Source organism: Micromonospora sp. SL1-18, from assembly GCF_047921505.1.
In the GTDB taxonomy this organism is placed as follows: domain Bacteria; phylum Actinomycetota; class Actinomycetes; order Mycobacteriales; family Micromonosporaceae; genus Micromonospora.
In genome coordinates this window covers 1-19,848 of the sequence record NZ_JBLROA010000031.1, presented here as the reverse complement: position 1 = coordinate 19,848, position 19,848 = coordinate 1, and the positions used below count along the sequence as shown (strand labels likewise).

The 19,848-nt window shown below is 70.2% G+C and carries 20 protein-coding genes; 16 read left to right on the top strand and 4 right to left on the bottom strand.

What is annotated here, in order from left to right:
* The first annotated feature begins 42 nt into the window (after nt 1–42).
* From ACNAW0_RS16880 to ACNAW0_RS16815, 14 genes are all read left to right on the top strand, one after another.
* Nucleotides 43–2,157, top strand: coding sequence for a transglycosylase domain-containing protein (locus ACNAW0_RS16880; RefSeq protein WP_416288832.1), 2,115 nt, complete (start codon nt 43–45; stop codon nt 2,155–2,157).
* 64 nt (nt 2,158–2,221) lie between these two features.
* Nucleotides 2,222–3,511 carry a serine hydroxymethyltransferase gene (glyA, locus tag ACNAW0_RS16875; protein WP_416288831.1) on the top strand — a complete coding sequence of 430 codons (1,290 nt, stop codon included), beginning with the start codon at nt 2,222–2,224 and terminating at the stop codon, nt 3,509–3,511.
* On the top strand, nt 3,504–3,935 hold the full coding sequence (locus ACNAW0_RS16870) for a hypothetical protein (RefSeq protein WP_416288830.1): 432 nt from the start codon (nt 3,504–3,506) through the stop codon (nt 3,933–3,935). Before glyA ends, ACNAW0_RS16870 begins: the two co-directional genes overlap by 8 nt.
* Nucleotides 3,936–4,130: 195 nt before the next feature.
* On the top strand, nt 4,131–4,367 hold the full coding sequence (locus ACNAW0_RS16865) for an AtpZ/AtpI family protein (protein ID WP_416288829.1): 237 nt from the start codon (nt 4,131–4,133) through the stop codon (nt 4,365–4,367).
* Nucleotides 4,368–4,378: 11 nt separating this feature from the next.
* Nucleotides 4,379–5,176 (top strand): F0F1 ATP synthase subunit A, encoded by a 798-nt coding sequence (atpB, locus tag ACNAW0_RS16860; protein WP_416288828.1) that lies wholly within the window; start codon nt 4,379–4,381, stop codon nt 5,174–5,176.
* A gap of 66 nt (nt 5,177–5,242) precedes the next feature.
* Nucleotides 5,243–5,479 carry a F0F1 ATP synthase subunit C gene (locus ACNAW0_RS16855; protein WP_416288827.1) on the top strand — a complete coding sequence of 79 codons (237 nt, stop codon included), beginning with the start codon at nt 5,243–5,245 and terminating at the stop codon, nt 5,477–5,479.
* A 30-nt stretch (nt 5,480–5,509) separates the two neighbouring features.
* Nucleotides 5,510–6,040, top strand: a complete 531-nt coding sequence (locus ACNAW0_RS16850; RefSeq protein WP_416288826.1) for a F0F1 ATP synthase subunit B — start codon at nt 5,510–5,512, stop codon at nt 6,038–6,040.
* On the top strand, nt 6,040–6,861 hold the full coding sequence (locus ACNAW0_RS16845) for a F0F1 ATP synthase subunit delta (RefSeq protein WP_416288825.1): 822 nt from the start codon (nt 6,040–6,042) through the stop codon (nt 6,859–6,861). Before ACNAW0_RS16850 ends, ACNAW0_RS16845 begins: the two co-directional genes overlap by 1 nt.
* A gap of 86 nt (nt 6,862–6,947) precedes the next feature.
* Nucleotides 6,948–8,600, top strand: coding sequence for a F0F1 ATP synthase subunit alpha (gene atpA / locus ACNAW0_RS16840; RefSeq protein WP_416288824.1), 1,653 nt, complete (start codon nt 6,948–6,950; stop codon nt 8,598–8,600).
* Between the two features lie 2 nt (nt 8,601–8,602).
* Nucleotides 8,603–9,541 (top strand): F0F1 ATP synthase subunit gamma, encoded by a 939-nt coding sequence (locus ACNAW0_RS16835; RefSeq protein WP_416288823.1) that lies wholly within the window; start codon nt 8,603–8,605, stop codon nt 9,539–9,541.
* Complete coding sequence (atpD, locus tag ACNAW0_RS16830) at nt 9,541–10,977, top strand: F0F1 ATP synthase subunit beta (RefSeq protein WP_416288822.1); 1,437 nt, start codon at nt 9,541–9,543, stop codon at nt 10,975–10,977. Before ACNAW0_RS16835 ends, atpD begins: the two co-directional genes overlap by 1 nt.
* 213 nt (nt 10,978–11,190) lie before the next feature.
* Entirely contained in the window at nt 11,191–12,330 is a 1,140-nt protein-coding gene (locus ACNAW0_RS16825) for an LCP family protein (protein WP_416288821.1), read from the top strand.
* A 131-nt stretch (nt 12,331–12,461) separates the two neighbouring features.
* Nucleotides 12,462–12,740: a F0F1 ATP synthase subunit epsilon gene (locus ACNAW0_RS16820; protein WP_416288820.1), complete on the top strand. Its 279-nt coding sequence runs from the start codon at nt 12,462–12,464 to the stop codon at nt 12,738–12,740.
* 12 nt (nt 12,741–12,752) lie between these two features.
* Complete coding sequence (locus tag ACNAW0_RS16815) at nt 12,753–13,208, top strand: DUF2550 domain-containing protein (protein WP_416288819.1); 456 nt, start codon at nt 12,753–12,755, stop codon at nt 13,206–13,208.
* A gap of 76 nt (nt 13,209–13,284) precedes the next feature.
* On the opposite strand, the gene ACNAW0_RS16810 is transcribed toward ACNAW0_RS16815, so the two are convergent.
* Complete coding sequence (locus ACNAW0_RS16810; protein WP_416288818.1) at nt 13,285–13,704, bottom strand: VOC family protein; 420 nt, start codon at nt 13,702–13,704, stop codon at nt 13,285–13,287.
* Nucleotides 13,680–14,252 (bottom strand): cob(I)yrinic acid a,c-diamide adenosyltransferase, encoded by a 573-nt coding sequence (locus tag ACNAW0_RS16805; protein ID WP_416288817.1) that lies wholly within the window; start codon nt 14,250–14,252, stop codon nt 13,680–13,682. The genes ACNAW0_RS16810 and ACNAW0_RS16805 overlap by 25 nt, the downstream gene beginning before the upstream one ends.
* On the opposite strand from ACNAW0_RS16805, the gene murA reads away from it, so the two are divergent.
* Complete coding sequence (gene murA, locus ACNAW0_RS16800; RefSeq protein ID WP_416288816.1) at nt 14,251–15,690, top strand: UDP-N-acetylglucosamine 1-carboxyvinyltransferase; 1,440 nt, start codon at nt 14,251–14,253, stop codon at nt 15,688–15,690. The two genes, ACNAW0_RS16805 and murA, sit on opposite strands and share 2 nt — an antisense overlap.
* A 3-nt stretch (nt 15,691–15,693) precedes the next feature.
* Here murA and ACNAW0_RS16795 read toward each other — a convergent pair whose 3' ends face one another.
* Nucleotides 15,694–16,542, bottom strand: a complete 849-nt coding sequence (locus ACNAW0_RS16795) for an ABC transporter permease (RefSeq protein WP_416288815.1) — start codon at nt 16,540–16,542, stop codon at nt 15,694–15,696.
* On the bottom strand, nt 16,542–17,387 hold the full coding sequence (locus tag ACNAW0_RS16790) for an ABC transporter ATP-binding protein (protein ID WP_416288814.1): 846 nt from the start codon (nt 17,385–17,387) through the stop codon (nt 16,542–16,544). The genes ACNAW0_RS16795 and ACNAW0_RS16790 overlap by 1 nt, the downstream gene beginning before the upstream one ends.
* Nucleotides 17,388–17,538: 151 nt before the next feature.
* Here ACNAW0_RS16790 and ACNAW0_RS16785 point away from each other — a divergent pair, with 151 nt between their 5' ends.
* Nucleotides 17,539–19,545, top strand: coding sequence for a protein meaA (locus tag ACNAW0_RS16785; protein WP_416288813.1), 2,007 nt, complete (start codon nt 17,539–17,541; stop codon nt 19,543–19,545).
* Nucleotides 19,546–19,848: the final 303 nt, after the last annotated feature.

The window sequence follows — 19,848 nt, the reverse complement described above, 5'->3', positions numbered from 1 at the left end:
TCTGAATGGGTCTCGTAAAGCCGGCTCCTGCGGGGAGAGCTGATGAACCGGGCCCATCTCGACAAGCTGTTCACCGTCCTGCTCTCCGGCGTGCTCGCCGGACTGGTCCTGGCCGCGGCCGCACTGCCGGCCGCGCTGGCGTTCGGGCTCGGTTTCAAGGGGCTGATGCCCTACGCCGGGCTGCCGGATTCGCTGCGTACGCCGGAGCCGGCCCAGCGCTCCAACCTCTACGCCAACGACGGCCGCACCCTGATCACCTCGTTCTACGTGGAGGACCGGGTGGACGTGCCGGTCGATGGCGTGGCACCGGTGATGCGGCAGGCCATGGTGGCGGCCGAGGACGTCCGCTTCTACCAGCACCACGGCGTCGACGTACGCGGCGTGGTGCGGGCCCTCACCGTCAACCGGCGGGAGGGCGAGACCCGGCAGGGCGCCTCCACATTGACCATGCAGTACGTGCGCAACGCGCTGGCCAGCGACCCCCGGTTGACCGAGGAGCAGCGGGCCAAGGCCACCGAGATCACCGCGGGCCGCAAGATCCGGGAGATGCGGTACGCGCTGGCCCTGGAACGCGAGCTGAGCAAGGACGAGATCCTCGGCCGCTACCTGAACATCGCGTACTTCGGCGCCGGGGCGTACGGCATCGCCGCGGCCAGCAAACGCTACTTCTCCACCACCCCGGCGAAGCTGACCCTGGCCCAGGCGGCGCTGCTGGCCGGGCTGGTCCGCTCGCCCGACAGCGACGACCCGATCAACGGCAACGCGGACGCGGCACTGAACCGCCGGGCGTACGTGCTGGACCGGATGGTGGAGACCGCCCAGGTGACCGCCGCGGACGGCACGCAGGCCAAGGCCGCGAAGCTGGGCCTGCGGCCCAGCGCCACGCCGAACGACTGCGCCGCGGTATCCGCCGAGCACAACGACTGGGGCTTCTTCTGCGACTGGTTCACCCAGTGGTGGAACGCCCAGCCCGCCTTCGGCAAGTCACCGGAGGAACGGCAGCGGACGCTGCGCCGGGGCGGCTGGTCGATCGTCTCCTCGCTCGATCCGGACCTGCAGCGCAAGACCACCGAGCAGGTGCTCGGGATCTACGCCGCGACCAACAAACGGGCCGCGCCGACCGCGGTGGTGCAGCCGGGCACCGGCCGGGTGCTGGCCATGGCGGTGAACCGGAACTACAGCGTCACCGCGAACCCGACGGGGCAGAAGAACTACCCGAACACCGTCAACCAGCTCATCGCCGGGGGCGGCGACATCGTCGGCTACCAGGCCGGCTCGACCTTCAAGCTCTTCGCGATGCTCGCCGCGCTGGAGGCCGGGCTGCCGCTGGACACCGAGTTCGACGCCCCGTCCAGGTTCGTCAGCGACTACCCGAACGGCTCGGGGTCGGCCAACTGCGGCGGCCACTGGTGCCCGCCCAACGCCAACCCGTACTGGATGGACGGCCCTCGCACCATGTGGAGCGCGTTCGGCCGGTCGGTGAACACCTACTTCGTCTGGCTGACCCAGCAGGTGGGTGCGGACCGAGTGGTGGAGATGGCCGAGCGGCTGGGCATCGTGCTGCGCTCGCCCGACGACGCGCGGCTGGCCCGCCAGGGGGCGAGGAGCTGGGGTCCGTTCACCCTCGGCGTCGCCGACACCACCCCCCTCGACCTGGCCGGGGCGTACGCGACGGTGGCCGCCGAGGGGGTCTGGTGCCGCCCCACCCCGGTGACCTCCATCACCGACTCCTCGGGCCGGAAGTTCGCCGCCGGCAACCCGGACTGCCGGCAGGCGCTCGACACCGACGTGGCCCGGGCGGCGGCGGACGCGGCCCGCTGCCCGGTCGGCGACCAGTCGATGTACCGGCGCTGCGACGGCGGCACCGCCGAGGAGCTCGAGCGCGCGCTCCGGCGCCCGCTGGGCGGCAAGACCGGCAGCTCGGACGAGAACCGGACGGAGACCCTCGTCGCGTTCACCCCGCAGCTCGCCGTCGCCACCATCGCCGCGAACCCGGACGACCCCCAGGACGCCGTCGGCGGCGGCGTGCAGACCCGGCAGATCGCAGCCGTGGGTGGGCTGATGGCGTACGCGCTGCGCGACCAGCCGGTGCGCGACTTCGTCCCGCCCAGCCGGAAGGTCGCCTCCCAGCGCACCTCTCCCCGCACCACCAACTGACCGGGTAACGCGGGACCTGCGAGATCGCGGGAGGAGTGTGGCGGGCTCCGTAGACTTCTTGGGTGTGGAGAACGTGGGGGACACCTTCTGGGGGCCGGACTTCCAGCAGCTCAGCGCCGTTGACCCGGAGATCGCCGGGGTGGTGCTGGGGGAGTTGGCGCGGCTGCGCGGCGGGCTGCAACTGATCGCCAGCGAGAACCTGACCTCCCCGGCCGTGCTGGCCGCCCTCGGCTCCACGCTGACCAACAAGTACGCCGAGGGCTACCCGGGCCGGCGGTACTACGGCGGCTGTGTCGAGGTGGACCGCGCCGAGGAGATCGGCGTCGCCCGGGCGAAGGAGCTCTTCGGCGCGGAGCACGCCAACCTCCAGCCGCACTCGGGCGCCAGCGCCAACCTGGCCGCGTACGCCGCCCTACTGCAGCCGGGGGACACCGTGCTGGCGATGGACCTGCCGCACGGGGGCCACCTCACCCACGGCAGCCGGGTGAACTTCTCCGGCAAGTGGTTCCACGCCGTCAGCTACCGGGTCCGGCCGGACACCGAGCTGATCGACTACGACGAGGTGCGCGACCTGGCCCGGACGCACCGGCCCAAGATGATCATCTGCGGCGCGACGGCGTACCCGCGGCTGATCGACTTCGCCCGGTTCCGGGAGATCGCCGACGAGGTCGACGCGTACCTGATGGTGGACGCGGCGCACTTCATCGGGCTGGTCGCCGGCCAGGCGATCCCGTCCCCGCTGCCGTACGCCGACGTGGTGTGCTGCACCACCCACAAGGTGCTGCGCGGTCCGCGTGGCGGCATGATCCTCTGCCGGGAGACGCTGGCCGCCCGGATCGACAAGGCAGTCTTCCCGTTCACCCAGGGCGGCCCGCTGATGCACGCCGTCGCGGCCAAGGCGGTCGCGCTGCGCGAGGCCGCCCAGCCCGAGTTCCGTGCGTACACTGCCCAGGTGATCAGCAACGCCCAGGCGCTCGCCGACGGGCTGGCCGCGGAGGGCATGCGGCCGGTCTCCGGTGGCACCGACACCCACCTCACCCTGATCGACCTGCGCGCGCTCGGCGTGACCGGGGCGGACGCGGAGGCGCGCTGCGACGTCGCGCGCATCACGCTCAACAAGAACGCCGTCCCGTACGATCCGCAAAAGCCGATGGTCGCCTCCGGCCTCCGGGTGGGCACGCCGAGCGTCACCACCCAGGGCATGCGGGAGGGCGAGATGCGACGGATCGCCGCGCTGATCGCGCGGGCGGTCCGCACCGACCCGGCGGCCACCGGTGGTCCCGACGAGCTGGCCCGCATCGCCGCCGACGTGACCGAGCTGGTCACCGCCTTCCCGGCGTACCCCCGTGGCTGAGTCCGGGACGCGGGCGGCGGAGGCGACCGCGGATCGCGGCTGGCGGCTGCGTCATCTGCCGGTGCTGCTGATCGCGTCGGCGGTGCTGGGCGCGGCGGCGGCGGTGGTCGGCGGGGTGACCCGGGGCGCGGACGGCGCGCTCGGCGCGGCGGCCGGGGTCGGCGTCACCGCGCTCAGCTACACGGTCACCACCATCGTGCTGGCCTGGGCCGACGCCCGCGACCCGCAGCTGGTGCTGCCCTTCGGGGTCGGCGTGTACGTGGCCAAGATGACCCTGCTCGGGGCCGTGATGGTGCTGGTGGCCTCGACCGGCTGGCCAGGACTGATCCCGCTCTGTCTGGGCATCGCGGCGGGCGTCGCGGTCTGGACCGGGCTGCACATCTGGTGGCTGACCACCGTCCACGCCCGCCGCGCCGCACGCTGACGGCCGCCGACCCCGGCGGCGCTGTCCCGGCTTTCGTACGGCGCCGCCGGTGTGTCCGCGATCGGTCATTCTCTCAGGGGCGGGAGGGGAGTAGCGTTCCTCCAGACGACTTCGCCCACCCGTGTCCCACACAACCAGGTTGTGCGGGGGGTGAGGCACAGCCTCGTATCCTCGACTGATATCGTTCGGCCCGTCATGGCCGGTGACCAAAAACCCCCCAGCGCTGACGGCCCGGGCGATGTTCCGCCCGGTGCCGGTCAGGGCTGGACCGCGCTCAGCTACCTGATCGCGGGCATGCTCGTGTGGGGCTTCGTCGGCTGGCTGGTCGACCGTTGGCTCGACACCCGTGGCATCGCCACCGGGATCGGGATCGTGCTCGGCATGGCCGGGGGGATCATCCTGGTCGTGCGCAAGCTCGGCACGCCTCAATAGGAAGGGACGCGGTGTTCGGACAGGCAAACGTCCTTGCACAGGGCGAGGTCAATTTCCCACCCAGCGTGGAGGACTTCTACCTGCCCAGCATCCTGCCGTGGGGTGCGCACAACTCGTACTGGTTCACCAAGATCACCTTCATGGTCTGGCTGGCGGTCGGGATCCTGATCCTGTTCTTCCTGCTCAGCTACCGCAAGCCGCAGCTGGTGCCGACCAAGAAGCAGTGGTACGCCGAGTCGATCTACGGCTTCGTGCGGAACAACATCGCGGTCGACATGATCGGGCACCAGGGCGTTCGCTTCGCGCCGTACTTCACCACGCTCTTCTGCTTCATCCTGCTGACGAACGCGTTCGCGATCATCCCGCCGTTCCAGATCTCGCCGAACTCGCACATCGCGTTCCCGACATTCCTCGCTCTGATCAGCTACGTGATGTTCAACTGGGTCGGCATCCGGCAGCACGGGTTCGTCAAATACTTCAAGCACGCGCTGATCCCGCCCGCGCCGTGGTACATCCTGCCGCTGCTGATCCCGATCGAGGCGTTCTCGACGTTCCTGGTCCGGCCGTTCTCGCTGGCCGTCCGTCTCTTCGCCAACATGTTCGCCGGCCACATGCTCCTGCTGGTCTTCACGCTCGGCGGCTTCGCGATGCTCAACTCCGCCGCGCTGCTGGCCCCGATCTCGGTGCTCTCCTGGCTGATGACCATCGCGCTGACCTTCCTCGAGTTCCTGGTGATCGTCCTGCAGGCCTACGTCTTCACCGTGCTGAGCGCCAGCTACGTGCAGGGCGCGCTCGCCGAAGAGCACTGATCCACTTCGCACCAACCGTTGTCGTCCGCGTGATCGTCACGCGTGATATCCAGGAGGAACCAACCAATGGACGTTCTCGCCGCGGTTTCCGGCAGCACCGCCGCCATCGGCTACGGCCTCGCCGCCATCGGCCCCGGTATCGGCGTCGGCCTGGTCTTCAGCGCCTACATCCAGTCCACCGCCCGGCAGCCGGAGTCGTCCCGGATGACCCTGCCGTACGTCTGGATCGGCTTCGCCGTCATCGAGGCGCTGGCCCTGCTCGGCGTCGCGTTCGGCTTTGTCTGGCAGGGCACGGTCTCCTGATCCAGCCCTTCCTTCGACCGGGAGGTCTTCATGTTCGTGCTCGCTGAGGTGCAAGCCCACAACCCGATCATTCCGCTCTGGCAGGAGCTCCTGATCGGTGGAGTCGCCTTCCTCGTGCTCTGCTTCGTGCTGATGAAGTTCGTCTTCCCCCGCATGGAGGAGACGTTCCAGGCCCGGGTCGACGCGATCGAGGGCGGCATCAAGCGCGCCGAGGCCGCCCAGGCCGAGGCCAACCAGCTGCTCGAGCAGTACCGCGCGCAGCTGGCCGAGGCCCGGACCGACGCCGCCAAGATCCGCGACGACGCCCGCGCCGACGCCGAGGGCATTCGCCAGGACATTCTCGCCAAGGCGCGGGAGGAGTCCGACCGGATCATCGCTGCCGGCAAGGAGCAGCTCGCCGCCGAGCGGGCCACCATCGTGCGCGAGCTCCGCACCGAGGTCGGCACGCTCGCGGTGGACCTGGCCAGCAAGATCGTCGGTGAGTCGCTCGCCGACGAGGCGCGTCGCAAGGGCACCGTCGACCGGTTCCTGAGCGGCCTCGAGAGCGCGGGGGCCCGCTGATGCAGGCCGCCAGCCGGGAGTCGTACAAGGTCGCGGCCGAGCGCCTCGACGCGTACGCCCGCGGCGCGGAGCCGTCGGCGGTGGCCGCCACCGCCGACGACATCCTCTCCGTGGCCACACTGCTGCGGCGCGAGCCGCGGCTGCGCCGGGCGCTGTCCGACCCGGCGCGTCCGGGCGAGGACCGCACCGGCCTGCTCACGGGCATCCTGAGCGGGAAGGTCGGCAGCGACGCGCTCGACCTGCTCGTCTCGCTGGTCGCCGGCCGCTGGTCGGCGCCGTCGGAACTGCTCGACGGCACCGAGCGGCTGGGCGTCGAGGCGCTCCTGGCGGGTGCCGAGAAGGCCGGCGAGCTGGGCGAGGTGGAGGACGAGCTGTTCCGTTTCGGCCAGGTCGTGTCCGCTTCCGCCGAGCTGTCCAACGCGCTCTCCGACCCGATGGCCACTGCCGAGCGGCGGGCCACGCTGGCCCGCGAGCTGCTCGCCGGCAAGGCCCGGCCGGTCACCGTCCGTCTCGTCGAGGCCGCGCTGGCGGGCTTCGGGGGGCGCTCCTTCATCGGGGCGCTCACCCGGCTGGTTGAGCTGGCCGCCGACCGGCGGGACCGCCAGGTCGCGTACGTGACCGTGGCAGCCCTGCTGAGTGACGAGGAGGAGCGACGCCTCGGTGCTCGCCTCTCCGCGATGTACGGTCGAGAGGTTTCCGTCAAGCAGACGGTGAACCCGGAGGTGCTCGGTGGGGTGAGCGTGCGGGTCGGCTCCGACCTGTACGACGGCACCGTCCTGCGCCGCCTCAACGAGACCCGTAACGCGCTCGCGAAGCGCTGACCAGCGTCTCCGCAGCCCTGATTCGACGCCATCGGACCGGTCGGTACTAGGTATCCCGGGCCCCTGATACTTGAAGGAAGCAGAGGATGGCCGAGCTGACCATCTCGACGGAGGAGATCCGCGGCGCCCTCGAGCGCTACGTCTCCTCCTACACGGCCGACGTCTCCCGTGAGGAGGTCGGCACCGTCGCCGACGCTGGCGACGGCATCGCCCACGTCGAGGGTCTGCCCTCGACCATGACCAACGAGCTCCTGGAGTTCGAGGACGGCACGCTCGGCGTGGCGCTGAACCTCGACGTCCGGGAGATCGGTGTCGTCGTCCTCGGTGACTTCGGCGGTATCGAGGAGGGGCAGCGCGTCAAGCGCACCGAGCGGGTGCTCTCCGTCCCGGTCGGCGACGCCTTCCTCGGCCGCGTGGTCAACGCGCTCGGCCAGCCGATCGACGGCCTCGGCGACATCCCGAACGAGGGCTACCGCGAGCTGGAGCTCCAGGCCCCGAACGTGATGGCCCGCAAGTCGGTCGACGAGCCGCTGCAGACCGGTCTCAAGGCCGTCGACGCCATGACCCCGATCGGCCGCGGCCAGCGGCAGCTGATCATCGGTGACCGGAAGACCGGTAAGACCACGGTCGCCCTGGACACCATCCTCAACCAGCGGGACAACTGGCGCTCCGGCGACCCGAAGAAGCAGGTCCGCTGCATCTACGTCGCCATCGGCCAGAAGGCCTCCACCATCGCCTCGATCAAGGGGACGCTGGAGGAGGCGGGCGCGATGGAATACACCACCATCGTCGCCTCCCCGGCCTCGGACCCGGCCGGCTTCAAGTACCTCGCCCCGTACACCGGCTCGTCCATCGGCCAGCACTGGATGTACGGCGGCAAGCACGTCCTGATCGTCTTCGACGACCTGAGCAAGCAGGCCGAGGCGTACCGCGCCGTGTCGCTGCTGCTGCGTCGCCCACCGGGCCGCGAAGCGTACCCGGGTGACGTCTTCTACCTGCACTCCCGGCTGCTGGAGCGCTGCGCCAAGCTCTCCGACGAACTGGGCGGCGGCTCGATGACCGGTCTGCCGATCATCGAGACCAAGGCGAACGACATCTCGGCGTTCATCCCGACCAACGTCATCTCGATCACCGACGGCCAGATCTTCCTGGAGACCGACCTGTTCAACCAGGGCGTCCGGCCGGCCATCAACGTCGGCACCTCGGTCTCCCGGGTCGGTGGCGCCGCCCAGGTGAAGCCGATGAAGAAGGTCGCCGGTTCGCTCCGGCTCAACCTGGCCCAGTTCCGCGAGCTGGAGGCGTTCGCCGCCTTCGCCTCCGACCTGGACAAGGCCTCCCGCGCCCAGCTCGAGCGCGGTTCCCGCCTGGTCGAGCTGCTCAAGCAGTCGAACTACTCGCCCTACCCGGTGCAGGAGCAGGTCGTCTCGGTCTGGGCCGGCACCGAGGGCAAGCTGGACGACATCCCGGTCGGCGAGATCAAGCGCTTCGAGTCGGAGTTCCTGCAGTACCTCCGGCACAAGCACGACGGCATCCTGGCCGCGATCGCCGACAACAAGTGGGGCGACGACATCATCGCCTCGCTGGACTCGGCCATCACCGACTTCAAGCAGCTCTTCCTCGGCAAGGAGGACGAGACCCGGATCAACGAGGCCCCGGCCAAGGCGTTGGAGGGCGAGGAGACCCGCGAGACGGTGACCCGGTTCCGCGACGGCTCGACCGACCGCCCGGCTGAGAGCTGACGATGGCCGCCCAGGTTCGCGTTCTTCGTCAACGGATCCGCTCGGCGAAGTCGATGAAGAAGATCACCAAGGCGATGGAGCTCGTAGCGACGAGCCGCATCGCCAAGGCCCAGACTCGGGTGGCGGCATCCCTGCCGTACGCCAAGGCGATCACCGACGTGCTCACGGCGCTGGCCTCCAACGCGCGGATCGACCACCCGCTGCTCACCCCGCGCGAGCGGGTGCGGCGGGCGGGCGTACTGCTGGTCACCAGTGACCGTGGTCTGGCCGGTGGCTACAGCTCCAACGCGATCAAGACCGCGGAGTCGCTGATCGCGCGGCTGCGGGCCGACGGCAAGGAGCCGGTGCTCTACGTGATCGGCCGCAAGGGCGTCACGTTCTACCGGTTCCGTAACCGGGACATCGAGGCGAGCTGGACCGGCTTCTCGGAGCAGCCGGGCTTCTCGGACGCCCGCGAGGTGGGTGAGACGCTGATCAAGGCGTTCACCGGCGGCGCGGACGACGTGGACGGCGGCCCCGGCGCGGACGGCGTCCTCGGCATCGACGAGCTGCACATCGTCTACACCGAGTTCAAGTCCCTGATGACCCAGACGCCGGTGAGTCGGATCATCGGCCCGATGCAGGTCGACGAGCGTCCGCGGTCGGAGGCCCCCCAGGGCCTGCTCCCGGCGTACGAGTTCGAGCCGGAGGCGGAGGCGCTGCTCGACGCGCTGCTGCCGAAGTACATCAACACGCGGATCTACGCGGCGTTGTTGGAGTCGGCGGCCAGCGAGTCGGCGGCCCGGCGGCGGGCGATGAAGAGCGCCACCGACAACGCCGAAGAGATGATCGAGAAGTACACGCGTGAGATGAACTCGGCCCGCCAGGCCGGGATCACCCAGGAGATCAGCGAGATCGTCGGCGGCGCCAACGCGCTGGCCGCGTCGGGAAGTGAAGTGTGATGACTGCCCCAGTAGAGACCAAGACGGCCACCGGTCGCGTGGTCCGGGTCATCGGCCCGGTCGTCGACGCCGAGTTCCCGCGCGACGCCATGCCGGACCTGTTCAACGCCCTGCACGTCAACGTGACGCTGTCCGGTGGCGAGAAGACGCTGACCCTGGAGGTCGCCCAGCACCTGGGTGACAACCTGGTCCGCGCCATCTCGATGCAGCCGACCGACGGCCTGGTCCGCGGCACCGAGGTCCAGGACACCGGCTCGCCGATCAGCGTCCCGGTGGGCGACGCGGTCAAGGGTCACGTGTTCAACGCGATCGGTGAGGTCCTGAACCTCCGCGAGGGCGAGACGCTCAACCCGGACGACCACTGGCAGATCCACCGCAAGGCTCCGGCCTTCGCGGACCTGGAGCCGAAGACCGAGATGCTGGAGACCGGCATCAAGGTCATCGACCTGCTCGCCCCGTACGTCAAGGGCGGCAAGATCGGCCTGTTCGGCGGCGCGGGCGTGGGCAAGACGGTGCTCATCCAGGAGATGATCACCCGGGTTGCCCGCAACTTCGGTGGCACCTCGGTCTTCGCCGGCGTGGGTGAGCGGACCCGTGAGGGCAACGACCTCATCGCCGAGATGACCGAGTCGGGCGTCATCGACAAGACCGCGCTGGTCTACGGCCAGATGGACGAGCCGCCGGGCACCCGGCTGCGGGTCGCCCTCTCCGCGCTGACCATGGCGGAGTACTTCCGCGACGTGCAGAAGCAGGAGGTGCTGCTCTTCATCGACAACATCTTCCGCTTCACCCAGGCCGGTTCCGAGGTCTCCACGCTGCTCGGCCGGATGCCGAGCGCCGTGGGTTACCAGCCGACCCTGGCCGACGAGATGGGCGAGCTCCAGGAGCGGATCACCTCCGTCCGGGGCCAGGCCATCACCTCGATGCAGGCGATCTACGTGCCCGCCGACGACTACACCGACCCGGCGCCGGCCACCACGTTCGCCCACCTGGACGCGACCACCAACCTGGAGCGGTCGATCTCCGACAAGGGCATCTACCCGGCGGTGGACCCGCTGGCGTCGTCGTCCCGGATCCTCGCCGCGGATTACGTCGGCCAGGAGCACTTCCAGGTCGCCACCGAGGTGAAGCGGATTCTGCAGCGCTACAAGGACCTGCAGGACATCATCGCCATCCTCGGTATCGAGGAGCTCTCCGAGGAAGACAAGATCACCGTGGGCCGGGCCCGCCGGATCGAGCGCTTCCTGTCGCAGAACACGTACGCCGCCGAGCAGTTCACCGGCGTGCCGGGTTCGACGGTCCCGATCAAGGAGACCATCGAGGCGTTCAAGAAGATCAGCGAGGGCGAGTACGACCACTTCCCCGAGCAGGCCTTCTTCATGTGCGGCGGTCTGGAGGACCTGGAGCGCAAGGCGAAGGAGCTGATGGAGGGCTGAGACCCTCGTCACATTAACGGAGGCCGTCCCGGCGATGTCGGGGCGGTCTCCGCCTGTTCAGGCCCGCTTTACCAGATGTCCGGTCTACGACCAAACGTTTCCGTCGGCGGCGCGGTACCGTTCGTGGCACGACTTTCACGTCATCGGTTCTGATTTCTTGCAACGAAACGGCCCCGTGCGCGCGTCTGCCAGTCGTGGGCGTGACGATTGGAGATGCTCGTGAGTAAGGCCGGCAGCAACCGCGGCAAGCGGTCTATCTGGTGGGGCGTGCCGCGGTGGGCCCGAGTGTGCACCATCCTGGGCGTGGTCCTCATGACGCTCAGCGGGACCTCGCTGTTGGGATACCAGGCCCTGGTGGCTCGCTACGAAGGCGCGATCGGCACGGCTGACCTCTTCGGCGACGAGGCGGCCGGCGCCGCCAAGAAGAGCGACATCAAGGGCCCGCTCAACATCCTGCTGGTCGGCATCGACCCTCGCAATCCACGGACCCGGCCGCTGTCCGACTCGATCATGGTCCTGCACGTGCCGGACGGCCTGGACCGGGCCTACCTCTTCTCGCTGCCGCGTGATCTGCGGGTCGACATCCCGGCCTTCCCGAAGGCGAACTACCCGGGCGGCAACGACCGGCTGAATGCCGCCATGTCGCACGGCAGCGCGGTGTCGGGGCAGGACCCGAGCGCCGCGCAGGGCTTCGAACTGCTCGCGAAGACCGTCCAGAAGGTCACCGGGATCGAACGCTTCGACGCCGGCGCGATCATCAACTTCAACGGCTTCCAGAAGATCGTCGACGCGATGGGTGGCGTCGACATGTACATCGAGCGGGACGTGACCTCGGAGCATCGCCGGCCCGACGGCACCATGCGCCAGCTCAAGCGAGGCGGTGGCAGCTACCTCGGTCCCCAGGCCGTCTACAAGAAGGGCGACGCCCACCTCAGCGGCTGGCAGGCACTGGACTATGTGCGCCAGCGCTACCCGAGGAACGGCGTGCCGGACTCCGACTACGGCCGGCAGCGGCACCAGCAGCAGTTCGTCAAGGCGATGGTGGGCCAGGCGTTCAGCGCCGACGTGGTGACCAATCCGCTCAAGCTGGACCGGGTGCTCCGTGCGGCCGGTGAGTCGCTCATCTTCAACGGCCGTGGCAACAGTGTGATCGACTTCGGGCTTGCCCTGAAGAACATTCGGCCCGACTCGATCGAGACGATCAAGCTGCCCGGCGCGCCCGTCCTCAACGGCTCGAAGTACCAGGGCGAGCAGTTCCAGCCGGCGGCCGAGGACTTCTTCGCGGCGATGCGCGACGAACAGATCGACGCGTTCATCTTGGAGCACCCCGACTTCAAGCAGAAGAACAGTTAGCCTGAGCGCCAGCGGACCCGTGCGGGTGCCGAGGGCTGCGACGCGTGTCGCAGGTCTCGCCACCCGCGTTGGGTGACGCCCGGGGCCGCGACTAGACTTTCGGCAATCCGCCGCCGCAGCAAGGAGACAGCGTGGCACAGCAGCTTCACGTCGAGCTCGTAGCCGTCGAGGAGAAGGTCTGGTCCGGCGAGGCCGAGATGGTCGTCGCCCGGACGACCGAGGGTGAGCTGGGTGTGCTGCCGGGGCACGCGCCCGTGCTGGGCCAGCTCGCCGAGCCCAGCCAGGTACGCATCAAGCAGCCCGGCGGTCAGCAGCTGGCGTACGACGTCGCCGGCGGTTTCCTGTCGGTGACCGGTGAGGGTGTCACCGTCCTCGCCGAGAGCGCCACCCCGGCCACCCCGGCGCGCTGAGCCGACCCGCCGATGGAGATTCTGGAAGGGATCGGAATCGGCGTCGCGGTCGTGTTCGCCGCGCTGGTGATTCTCTTCGTCCGGCGGGCCCTGTTCACCCGCAGCGGAGGCATCATCCGGCTCAGCGTCCGGGTCTCCACGATTCTTGACGGCCGAGGCTGGTCGCCCGGCTTCGGCCGCTTCGTCGGCGACGAGCTCCGCTGGTACCGCATGTTCAGCTTCGCCCTGCGGCCCAAACGGGTGCTCTCCCGCGAAGGGCTCGCGGTGGAGCGCCGCCGGCTCCCCGAGGGGCAGGAGCGGCTCTCCATGCCGGCCGACTGGGTCATTCTGCGCTGTACCAGTCACCATGCGCCGGTCGAGATCGCAATGGCGCGATCCACGGTCACCGGCTTCCTCTCCTGGCTCGAGGCCGCCCCGCCCGGGGCGGCCTCGCCGCGTCTGGCCTCTCAGGACTGGCCGGCCGCCTGATCCGCTTCCAGCCCGTGATCGATCGACGCCAGCCCGCGGGGCGACCGGCACGAACGTGACGGCCCGAGGCGGATGGTCAATCCGGCTCGGCGACCAGCTCCACCTCGTACCCCTGCCCGTCGGTGAGGTAGGCGGCGTACGTCTGCGGGCCGCCGGCGTGCGGATGGCGGTCCGGGAAGAGCAGCTCCCACCCGTGCGCGGGGGCCGCCGCGACCAGCCGGTCCACGGCAGCCGGCGGGCCGGCGTGGAAGGCCAGATGGTTGAGGCCCGGCGCGAGCCGGTCGTGCACCTGGCCGCTGAGCGCCGGGGACTCCTCCAGGACCAGGTACGTGGGGCCGAGCCGCCAGGACCGGCCGGCCGGCCAGTCCTGGTACGGCGTCCAGCCCAGCTCGCCGAGAAGCCAGCCCCAACTGGCAATGGCAGCGGCGAGATCGGGTATCCAGACCTCGACGTGGTGCAGGCCGCCGACGGTCAGCGCTTCCCGCCCGGCACCCATAGCACATCTCCGTTCGGATTTGCCGTTCTTGCCAGGATAAAGAGCAGATCGGAAAGCCGGTTGAGATACTTTGCCGGGAGGGTGTTGGTCCGGTCCGGGTCGTGCGCGATCAGGGCCCAGGCCGCGCGCTCGGCGCGTCGGGCGGTCGTCCGTGCCACGTGTAGCAGCGCCGCGCCCGCGGTGCCGCCGGGGAGGATGAAGGAGTCGAGTTTGCTCAGGCGCCCGTTGTACTCGTCGCACCAGCCCTCGAGGCGCTCCACGTACTCCTCGGTGACCCGCAGCGGCGGATACGCCGGGTTCGGCTCGACCGGCGTCGCCAGGTCCGCGCCGACGTCGAACATGTCGTTCTGGATCGACTCCAGCACTGCCCGCAGTTCGTCGTCGAGCTGTCCCAGCGCGAGCGCGACCCCGATAGCCGCGTTGCACTCGTCGACGTCCGCGTACGCGGCGATCCGCGGATCGGTCTTCGGTACCTGCTCGTTGTTGCTCAGCCTGGTCATGCCGGCGTCGCCGGCCTTGGTGTAGATGCGCGTGAGGTGGACGGCCATGACGCACAGCCTACGGATACCGGACCTGACCATTCCGGCGCGGCCGGGCCAGACCGGCTGGATGCCCGGTGTCGGGCCGGGCGACGCCGGCGACCCGGCTATCAGCGACGTCGACGTCATCCGGGTACACGGTGAGGCCCGGCTGGCCGGCACGGTGCACGTCGTCGGGGCGAAGAACTCCGCGCTCAAACTGATGGCCGCCGCGCTGCTCGCGCCGGGGCGCAGCGTGATCACCAACGTCCCACGGATCACCGACATCGCCATCATGGGGGAGGTGCTGCGCCGGCTCGGCTGCGGCGTACGGTTCGCCGCCGACGACCCGGTCGACCCGATGTCGGCCCACGGCGGGGCGGAACGCTCCCGGTCGGTCGTCATCGACGTACCCGAGCAGCCCGGCGCGGAGGCCGACTACGACCTGGTCCGCCGGCTGCGTGCGTCGATCTGCGTGCTCGGCCCGCTGCTGGCCCGCCGGGGGTACGTGCGGGTGGCCCACCCGGGCGGGGATGCCATCGGCTCGCGCGGCCTGGACATGCACATCTCCGGGCTGACCCGGATGGGCGCGGAAATCTCCGGCGAACACGGCTTCGTCATCGCCGAGGCGCCGGACGGGCTGCACGGCGCGGACATCGTGCTGGACTTCCCGAGCGTCGGCGCGACGGAGAACCTGGTGATGGCGGCGGTGCTGGCCCGGGGCACCACGACGATCGACAACGCCGCCCGGGAACCGGAGATCGTCGACATCTGCTCGATGCTGATCCGGATGGGGGCCCGGATCGAGGGGGAGGGCACCTCCACCCTGCACATCGTGGGGGTGCCCGAGCTGCACCCGGTCCGGCACGCCACCGTGGGGGACCGGATCGTCGCCGGCACCTGGGCGTTCGCCGCCGCGATGACCCGTGGGGACGTCACCGTGACCGGCATCGACCCGGCGTTCCTGGAGGTCGCGCTGGACAAGCTGGTCTCGGCCGGCGGCCTGGTGGAGACCCGCGCCGACGCCTTCCGGGTACGCGTCGACGATCGTCCCACCGCCGTCGACGTGGTGACCCTGCCGTTCCCGGGCTTCGCCACCGACCTGCTGCCGATGGCGATCGGGCTGGCCGCGGTGAGCGACGGGGGGTCGTTGATCACCGAGAACATCTTCGACGGCCGGTTCATGTTCGCCAACGAGATGATGCGGCTCGGCGCGGACATCAAGACCGACGGCCACCACGCCCTGGTCTGCGGCCGCGACCGCCTCTCCGGCGCCCCGGTACGCGCCACCGACATCCGGGCCGGCGCCGGCCTGATCATCGCCGGCCTGTGCGCCGACGGGGTCACCGAGGTCTCCCACGTGCACCACGTCGACCGCGGCTACCCGGACTTCGTCGCCGACCTGCGGGCGCTCGGCGTGGAGGTGGAACGCGGCATCGCGCCCGAGGAGCCCGCCCTCGCCATCTGACCGTCAGCCGTCGCGCTTGGTGGTCCAGCGGAAGGTGGTCAGGCAGAGGACCAGGCCGATCACGCACCAAGCCGCCAGCACCAGGGCGACCCGGCCCAGTTCGAACGAGCCGCCCGGCTCCTGCGCCCCGAAGCTCTCCGGCAGGAAGACCGACCGCAACCCCTGGCACATCCATTTCAGCGGGAAGAGCGCCGCCACCTGCTGCATCCAGCCCGGCAGCCCGGTGAAGACGAAGAACACCCCGGAGATGAACTGCAGGATCAGCGCGAGCGGGGTGACCACCGCCGAGCCGCTGCGGGCGGTGCGGGCCAGCGAGGAGATGGCGATGCCGCACAGCGTGCACGCGGTCACACCGAGCCCGGCGACCCAGCCGAAGGTGAGCCACTTCTCCGGCGCGGTGGGCAGTTGCAGGTCGAAGAAGGCGGTTGAGACGGCGAGCAGCAGCACGGTTTCGGCGACGCCGATCGCCACCACAACGATCACCTTGCCGGCGAAGTACACCCACTTCGGCATCGGGGTGCCCCGGTAGCGCTTCAGCACGCCCCGGTCCCGCTCGATCGGGATCCAGATGCCGAGGTTCTGGAAGCTCACTGCCATCAGGCCGGTTGCGATCATGCCGGTGACGAAGTACTGGGTGAACCGCACCCCGGGCGTGATCTCCCAGGTGAAGATCGACGCGAAGATCGCAATCATCACCACCGGGAAGAGCATGGTGAAGACGACGGACTCCCGGCTGCGCAGGAACTGGGTGATCTCCAGCCGGCCCTGCCGCAGCGCCAGGGCTCCGGCGCCGAGGCGACGCCCTCCGGTGGCGGCGACGACCGGGGTCGCCGGCTTCGTGGTGGTCGTCATCAGTGTCCGATCATCGTGAGGTATACGTCTTCCAGGGTCGGTCGGGTCACCGTGAGGCCCGGGACCTCGCCGCCGAAGCGCGCGGCCAGCTCCGCGACCAGTGCCGTCGGCGTCGCGCTCTCCGCACTCTCCAGCGTCCCGTCCGGGGTACGCCAGGAGACCGTCGCGAGGGCCCCCTGCCGGTTGCCCAGCCGGTTGGGCGGGGCCACCTCGATCACCCGCCCGGCGGCGATCACGCCGACCCGGTCGGCGAGCGCCTCGGCCTCGTCCAGGTAGTGGGTGGTCAGCACGATGGTGGTGCCGGCAGCGGCCAGGTCCCGGATCAGCTCCCAGAACTCCCGCCGCGCCTCCGGGTCGAAGCCGGTGGTCGGCTCGTCGAGGAAGAGCAGCTCGGGACGGCCGATGATGCCCAGCGCCACGTCGAGGCGGCGCTTCTGCCCGCCGGAGAGGGCGTGCGTACGGGCCTTGGTCTTGGCGCTCAGCCCGACCCGTTCGATGATCTTGTCTGGGTCGTCGGCACCCGGATAGAAGCCGGCGAAGTGCCGGACCACCTCGGCCACGGTCAGCTCGTCGAACTCGCCGGTGCCCTGCAGCACGATGCCGACCCGGGTGCGCCAGTCCGCGTCCGCGTGGGCCGGGTCGCTGCCGAGCACGCGTACCTCGCCGGCGTCGCGCTGCCGGTAGCCCTCCAGGATCTCCACGGTGGTGGTCTTGCCGGCGCCGTTCGGGCCGAGCAGGGCGAACACCTCGCCCCGGTGGACGTCGAGGTCCACGCCCGCCACCGCGACGTTGTCGCCGTACGCCTTGCGCAGCCCCCGTACGGAGATCGCCAGCTCGTCATCCATACCGTCCAGTGTGCGACCTCGCCGCACCAGATGGAGGGTGGGGGTGTGGCGGTCTCCGCCATGTCGCGACGCTCGTGCCCGGTGGTCCACTCCATGGGCCTGTGTGGTTTTCCACAACTCGATCTACTGAACGGTAATTTAGACTCCGGCCATGGACGAGAATGCTCCCCCGGGGCGGCTGCCGGACCGCGACCGGCCCTGGGTGATGCGCACCTACGCCGGGCACTCCTCCGCCACGGCCACCAACGCGCTCTTCCGCCGCAACCTGGCTAAGGGACAGACCGGCCTGTCGGTCGCCTTCGACCTGCCCACCCAGACCGGGTACGACCCGGACCACGAGCTGGCCGCCGGCGAGGTGGGCCGGGTGGGCGTGCCGGTGGCGCACCTCGGCGACATGCGGGCCCTCTTCGACGGCCTCCCGCTGGCCGAGATGAACACCTCGATGACCATCAACGCGCCCGCGATGTGGTTGCTCGCCCTCTACGGCACGGTTGCCATGGAGCAGGGCTACCCCGCCGACATGCTCTCCGGGACCACACAGAACGACATCATCAAGGAGTACCTGTCCCGGGGGACGTACATCTTCCCACCGGCGGCGTCGCTGCGGCTCACCGCGGACGTCATCGCGTACACGCTGCGCGAGATGCCGAAGTGGAACCCGGTCAACATCTGCTCGTACCACCTTCAGGAGGCCGGCGCGATGCCGGTGCAGGAGGTCGGCTTCGCGTTGGCCACCGCGGTCGCCGTGCTCGACGCCGTGCGTGACTCCGGCCAGGTGCCCGCCGAGCGGATCGGCGACGTCGTGCAGCGGATCTCCTTCTTCGTCAACGCCGGAGCGCGGTTCGTCGAGGAGACAGCCAAGCTGCGCGCGTTCGGCGCGCTCTGGAACGAGATCACCCGCGATCGGTACGGCGTGGCGGAGGAGAAGCAGCGCCGCTTCCGGTACGGCGTCCAGGTCAACTCGCTCGGCCTCGCCGAGGCCCAGCCGGAGAACAACGTCCAGCGCATCGTGCTGGAGATGCTCGGCGTCACCCTCTCCCGGGACGCCCGGGCCCGCGCCGTGCAGCTCCCGGCCTGGAACGAGGCGCTAGGCCTGCCGCGCCCCTGGGACCAGCAGTGGTCGCTGCGGATGCAGCAGGTGCTGGCGTACGAGTCGGACCTGCTGGAGTATCCGGACCTGTTCGAGGGATCGCACGTGATGACCGCACTGGTCGACGGCATCGTGGCCGGTGCCCGGCTGGAGTTGGCGAAGGTGCTGGAACTGGGCGGCGTGGTGGCCGCCGTGGAGACCGGCTACCTGAAGAGCGCCCTGGTCGCCTCGCTCGCCGACCGCCGCCGGCGGATGGAGGCCGGTACCGACGTGGTGGTCGGCGTCAACCGGTTCACCGAAACCGAGCCGTCGCCGCTGACCGTGGTCGGAGCCGAGGCGATCGAGCAGGTCGACCCGGCCGTCGAGGCGGCTGCCGCCGACGCCGTACGCGAGTGGCGGGCCGGTCGGGACGCGGCGGCGGTGGACGCGGCACTTGCCCGGTTACGCGCGGACGCCGCGACCACGACCAACCTGATGCCCGCGACGCTGGAGTGCGTCCGGGCCGGGGTGACCACCGGCGAGTGGGCCGGCGCGCTGCGCCAGGTCTTCGGCGAGTACCGGGCCCCGACCGGCCTCTCCGGCGCCGCCGGGGCGGGCGGGGCGGCGGGGCTCGCGCGTGTCCGCGAGCGGGTTGCCGCGACGGCACGCGAGCTGGGCAGCGGCCGGCTGCGGCTGCTGGTCGGCAAGCCGGGCCTGGACGGGCACTCCAACGGCGCCGAGCAGATCGCGGTACGTGCCCGCGACGCCGGCTTCGAGGTGGTCTACCAGGGCATCCGGCTGACCGCCGGGCAGATCGTGGCCGCCGCGGTCGAGGAGGACGTGGACCTGGTCGGCCTCTCGGTGCTCTCCGGTTCGCACCTGGCCGCCGTGCCGGCCGTACTGGACGGGCTGCGGTCTGCCGGACGGGGCGACCTGCCCGTGGTGGTGGGCGGCATCATCCCCACGGGCGACGCGGAGGAACTGCGGGTGGCCGGCGTGGCCCGGGTCTTCACGCCGAAGGACTTCGCGCTGACCGACATCATCGACGAGTTGGTCACCGTGATCCGCGAGGCCAACGGCCTCGCCTGACACGTCCCCCTGCTCCGGGGGTTCGCGGTCTGACGTCTGTGGCGGGCATGGCCGTCCTGGTCTGCGGCGCGCACGGTTTCCCGAAAGGGTGGTCCTTGCGTGTCGGGTGGGTGGTGATCGACTCGGTGTGCGGGATGTGGTGGTGTCGGTGTGGGTCGGATACCGCCGTTTGCGGGACACGGAGTGGATCATCAGGGGTCTGTGGTCGCCTGTCTGGGTGTTCTGCGGTCTGGTGTCCGGTTCGCGGCTGGTCGGCGGCATCCTGAGGCCGGAATGCCGGCCGGTCGGGGGTCGTTGAACACG

What these genes read in the sequence shown, in the direction of transcription:
- ACNAW0_RS16850 (WP_416288826.1), top strand. Translation starts at nt 5,510, where the DNA reads ATGTTCGTGCTCGCTGAGGTGCAAGCCCACAACCCGATCATTCCGCTC.
- murA (WP_416288816.1), top strand. Translation starts at nt 14,251, where the DNA reads ATGACGCACAGCCTACGGATACCGGACCTGACCATTCCGGCGCGGCCG.
- ACNAW0_RS16845 (WP_416288825.1), top strand. Translation starts at nt 6,040, where the DNA reads ATGCAGGCCGCCAGCCGGGAGTCGTACAAGGTCGCGGCCGAGCGCCTC.
- ACNAW0_RS16805 (WP_416288817.1), bottom strand. Translation starts at nt 14,252, where the DNA reads ATGGCCGTCCACCTCACGCGCATCTACACCAAGGCCGGCGACGCCGGC.
- ACNAW0_RS16815 (WP_416288819.1), top strand. Translation starts at nt 12,753, where the DNA reads ATGGAGATTCTGGAAGGGATCGGAATCGGCGTCGCGGTCGTGTTCGCC.
- ACNAW0_RS16785 (WP_416288813.1), top strand. Translation starts at nt 17,539, where the DNA reads ATGGACGAGAATGCTCCCCCGGGGCGGCTGCCGGACCGCGACCGGCCC.
- ACNAW0_RS16825 (WP_416288821.1), top strand. Translation starts at nt 11,191, where the DNA reads ATGCTCGTGAGTAAGGCCGGCAGCAACCGCGGCAAGCGGTCTATCTGG.
- ACNAW0_RS16810 (WP_416288818.1), bottom strand. Translation starts at nt 13,704, where the DNA reads ATGGGTGCCGGGCGGGAAGCGCTGACCGTCGGCGGCCTGCACCACGTC.
- atpA (WP_416288824.1), top strand. Translation starts at nt 6,948, where the DNA reads ATGGCCGAGCTGACCATCTCGACGGAGGAGATCCGCGGCGCCCTCGAG.
- ACNAW0_RS16835 (WP_416288823.1), top strand. Translation starts at nt 8,603, where the DNA reads ATGGCCGCCCAGGTTCGCGTTCTTCGTCAACGGATCCGCTCGGCGAAG.
- ACNAW0_RS16880 (WP_416288832.1), top strand. Translation starts at nt 43, where the DNA reads ATGAACCGGGCCCATCTCGACAAGCTGTTCACCGTCCTGCTCTCCGGC.
- ACNAW0_RS16855 (WP_416288827.1), top strand. Translation starts at nt 5,243, where the DNA reads ATGGACGTTCTCGCCGCGGTTTCCGGCAGCACCGCCGCCATCGGCTAC.
- ACNAW0_RS16865 (WP_416288829.1), top strand. Translation starts at nt 4,131, where the DNA reads ATGGCCGGTGACCAAAAACCCCCCAGCGCTGACGGCCCGGGCGATGTT.
- ACNAW0_RS16790 (WP_416288814.1), bottom strand. Translation starts at nt 17,387, where the DNA reads ATGGATGACGAGCTGGCGATCTCCGTACGGGGGCTGCGCAAGGCGTAC.
- ACNAW0_RS16795 (WP_416288815.1), bottom strand. Translation starts at nt 16,542, where the DNA reads ATGACGACCACCACGAAGCCGGCGACCCCGGTCGTCGCCGCCACCGGA.
- atpD (WP_416288822.1), top strand. Translation starts at nt 9,541, where the DNA reads ATGACTGCCCCAGTAGAGACCAAGACGGCCACCGGTCGCGTGGTCCGG.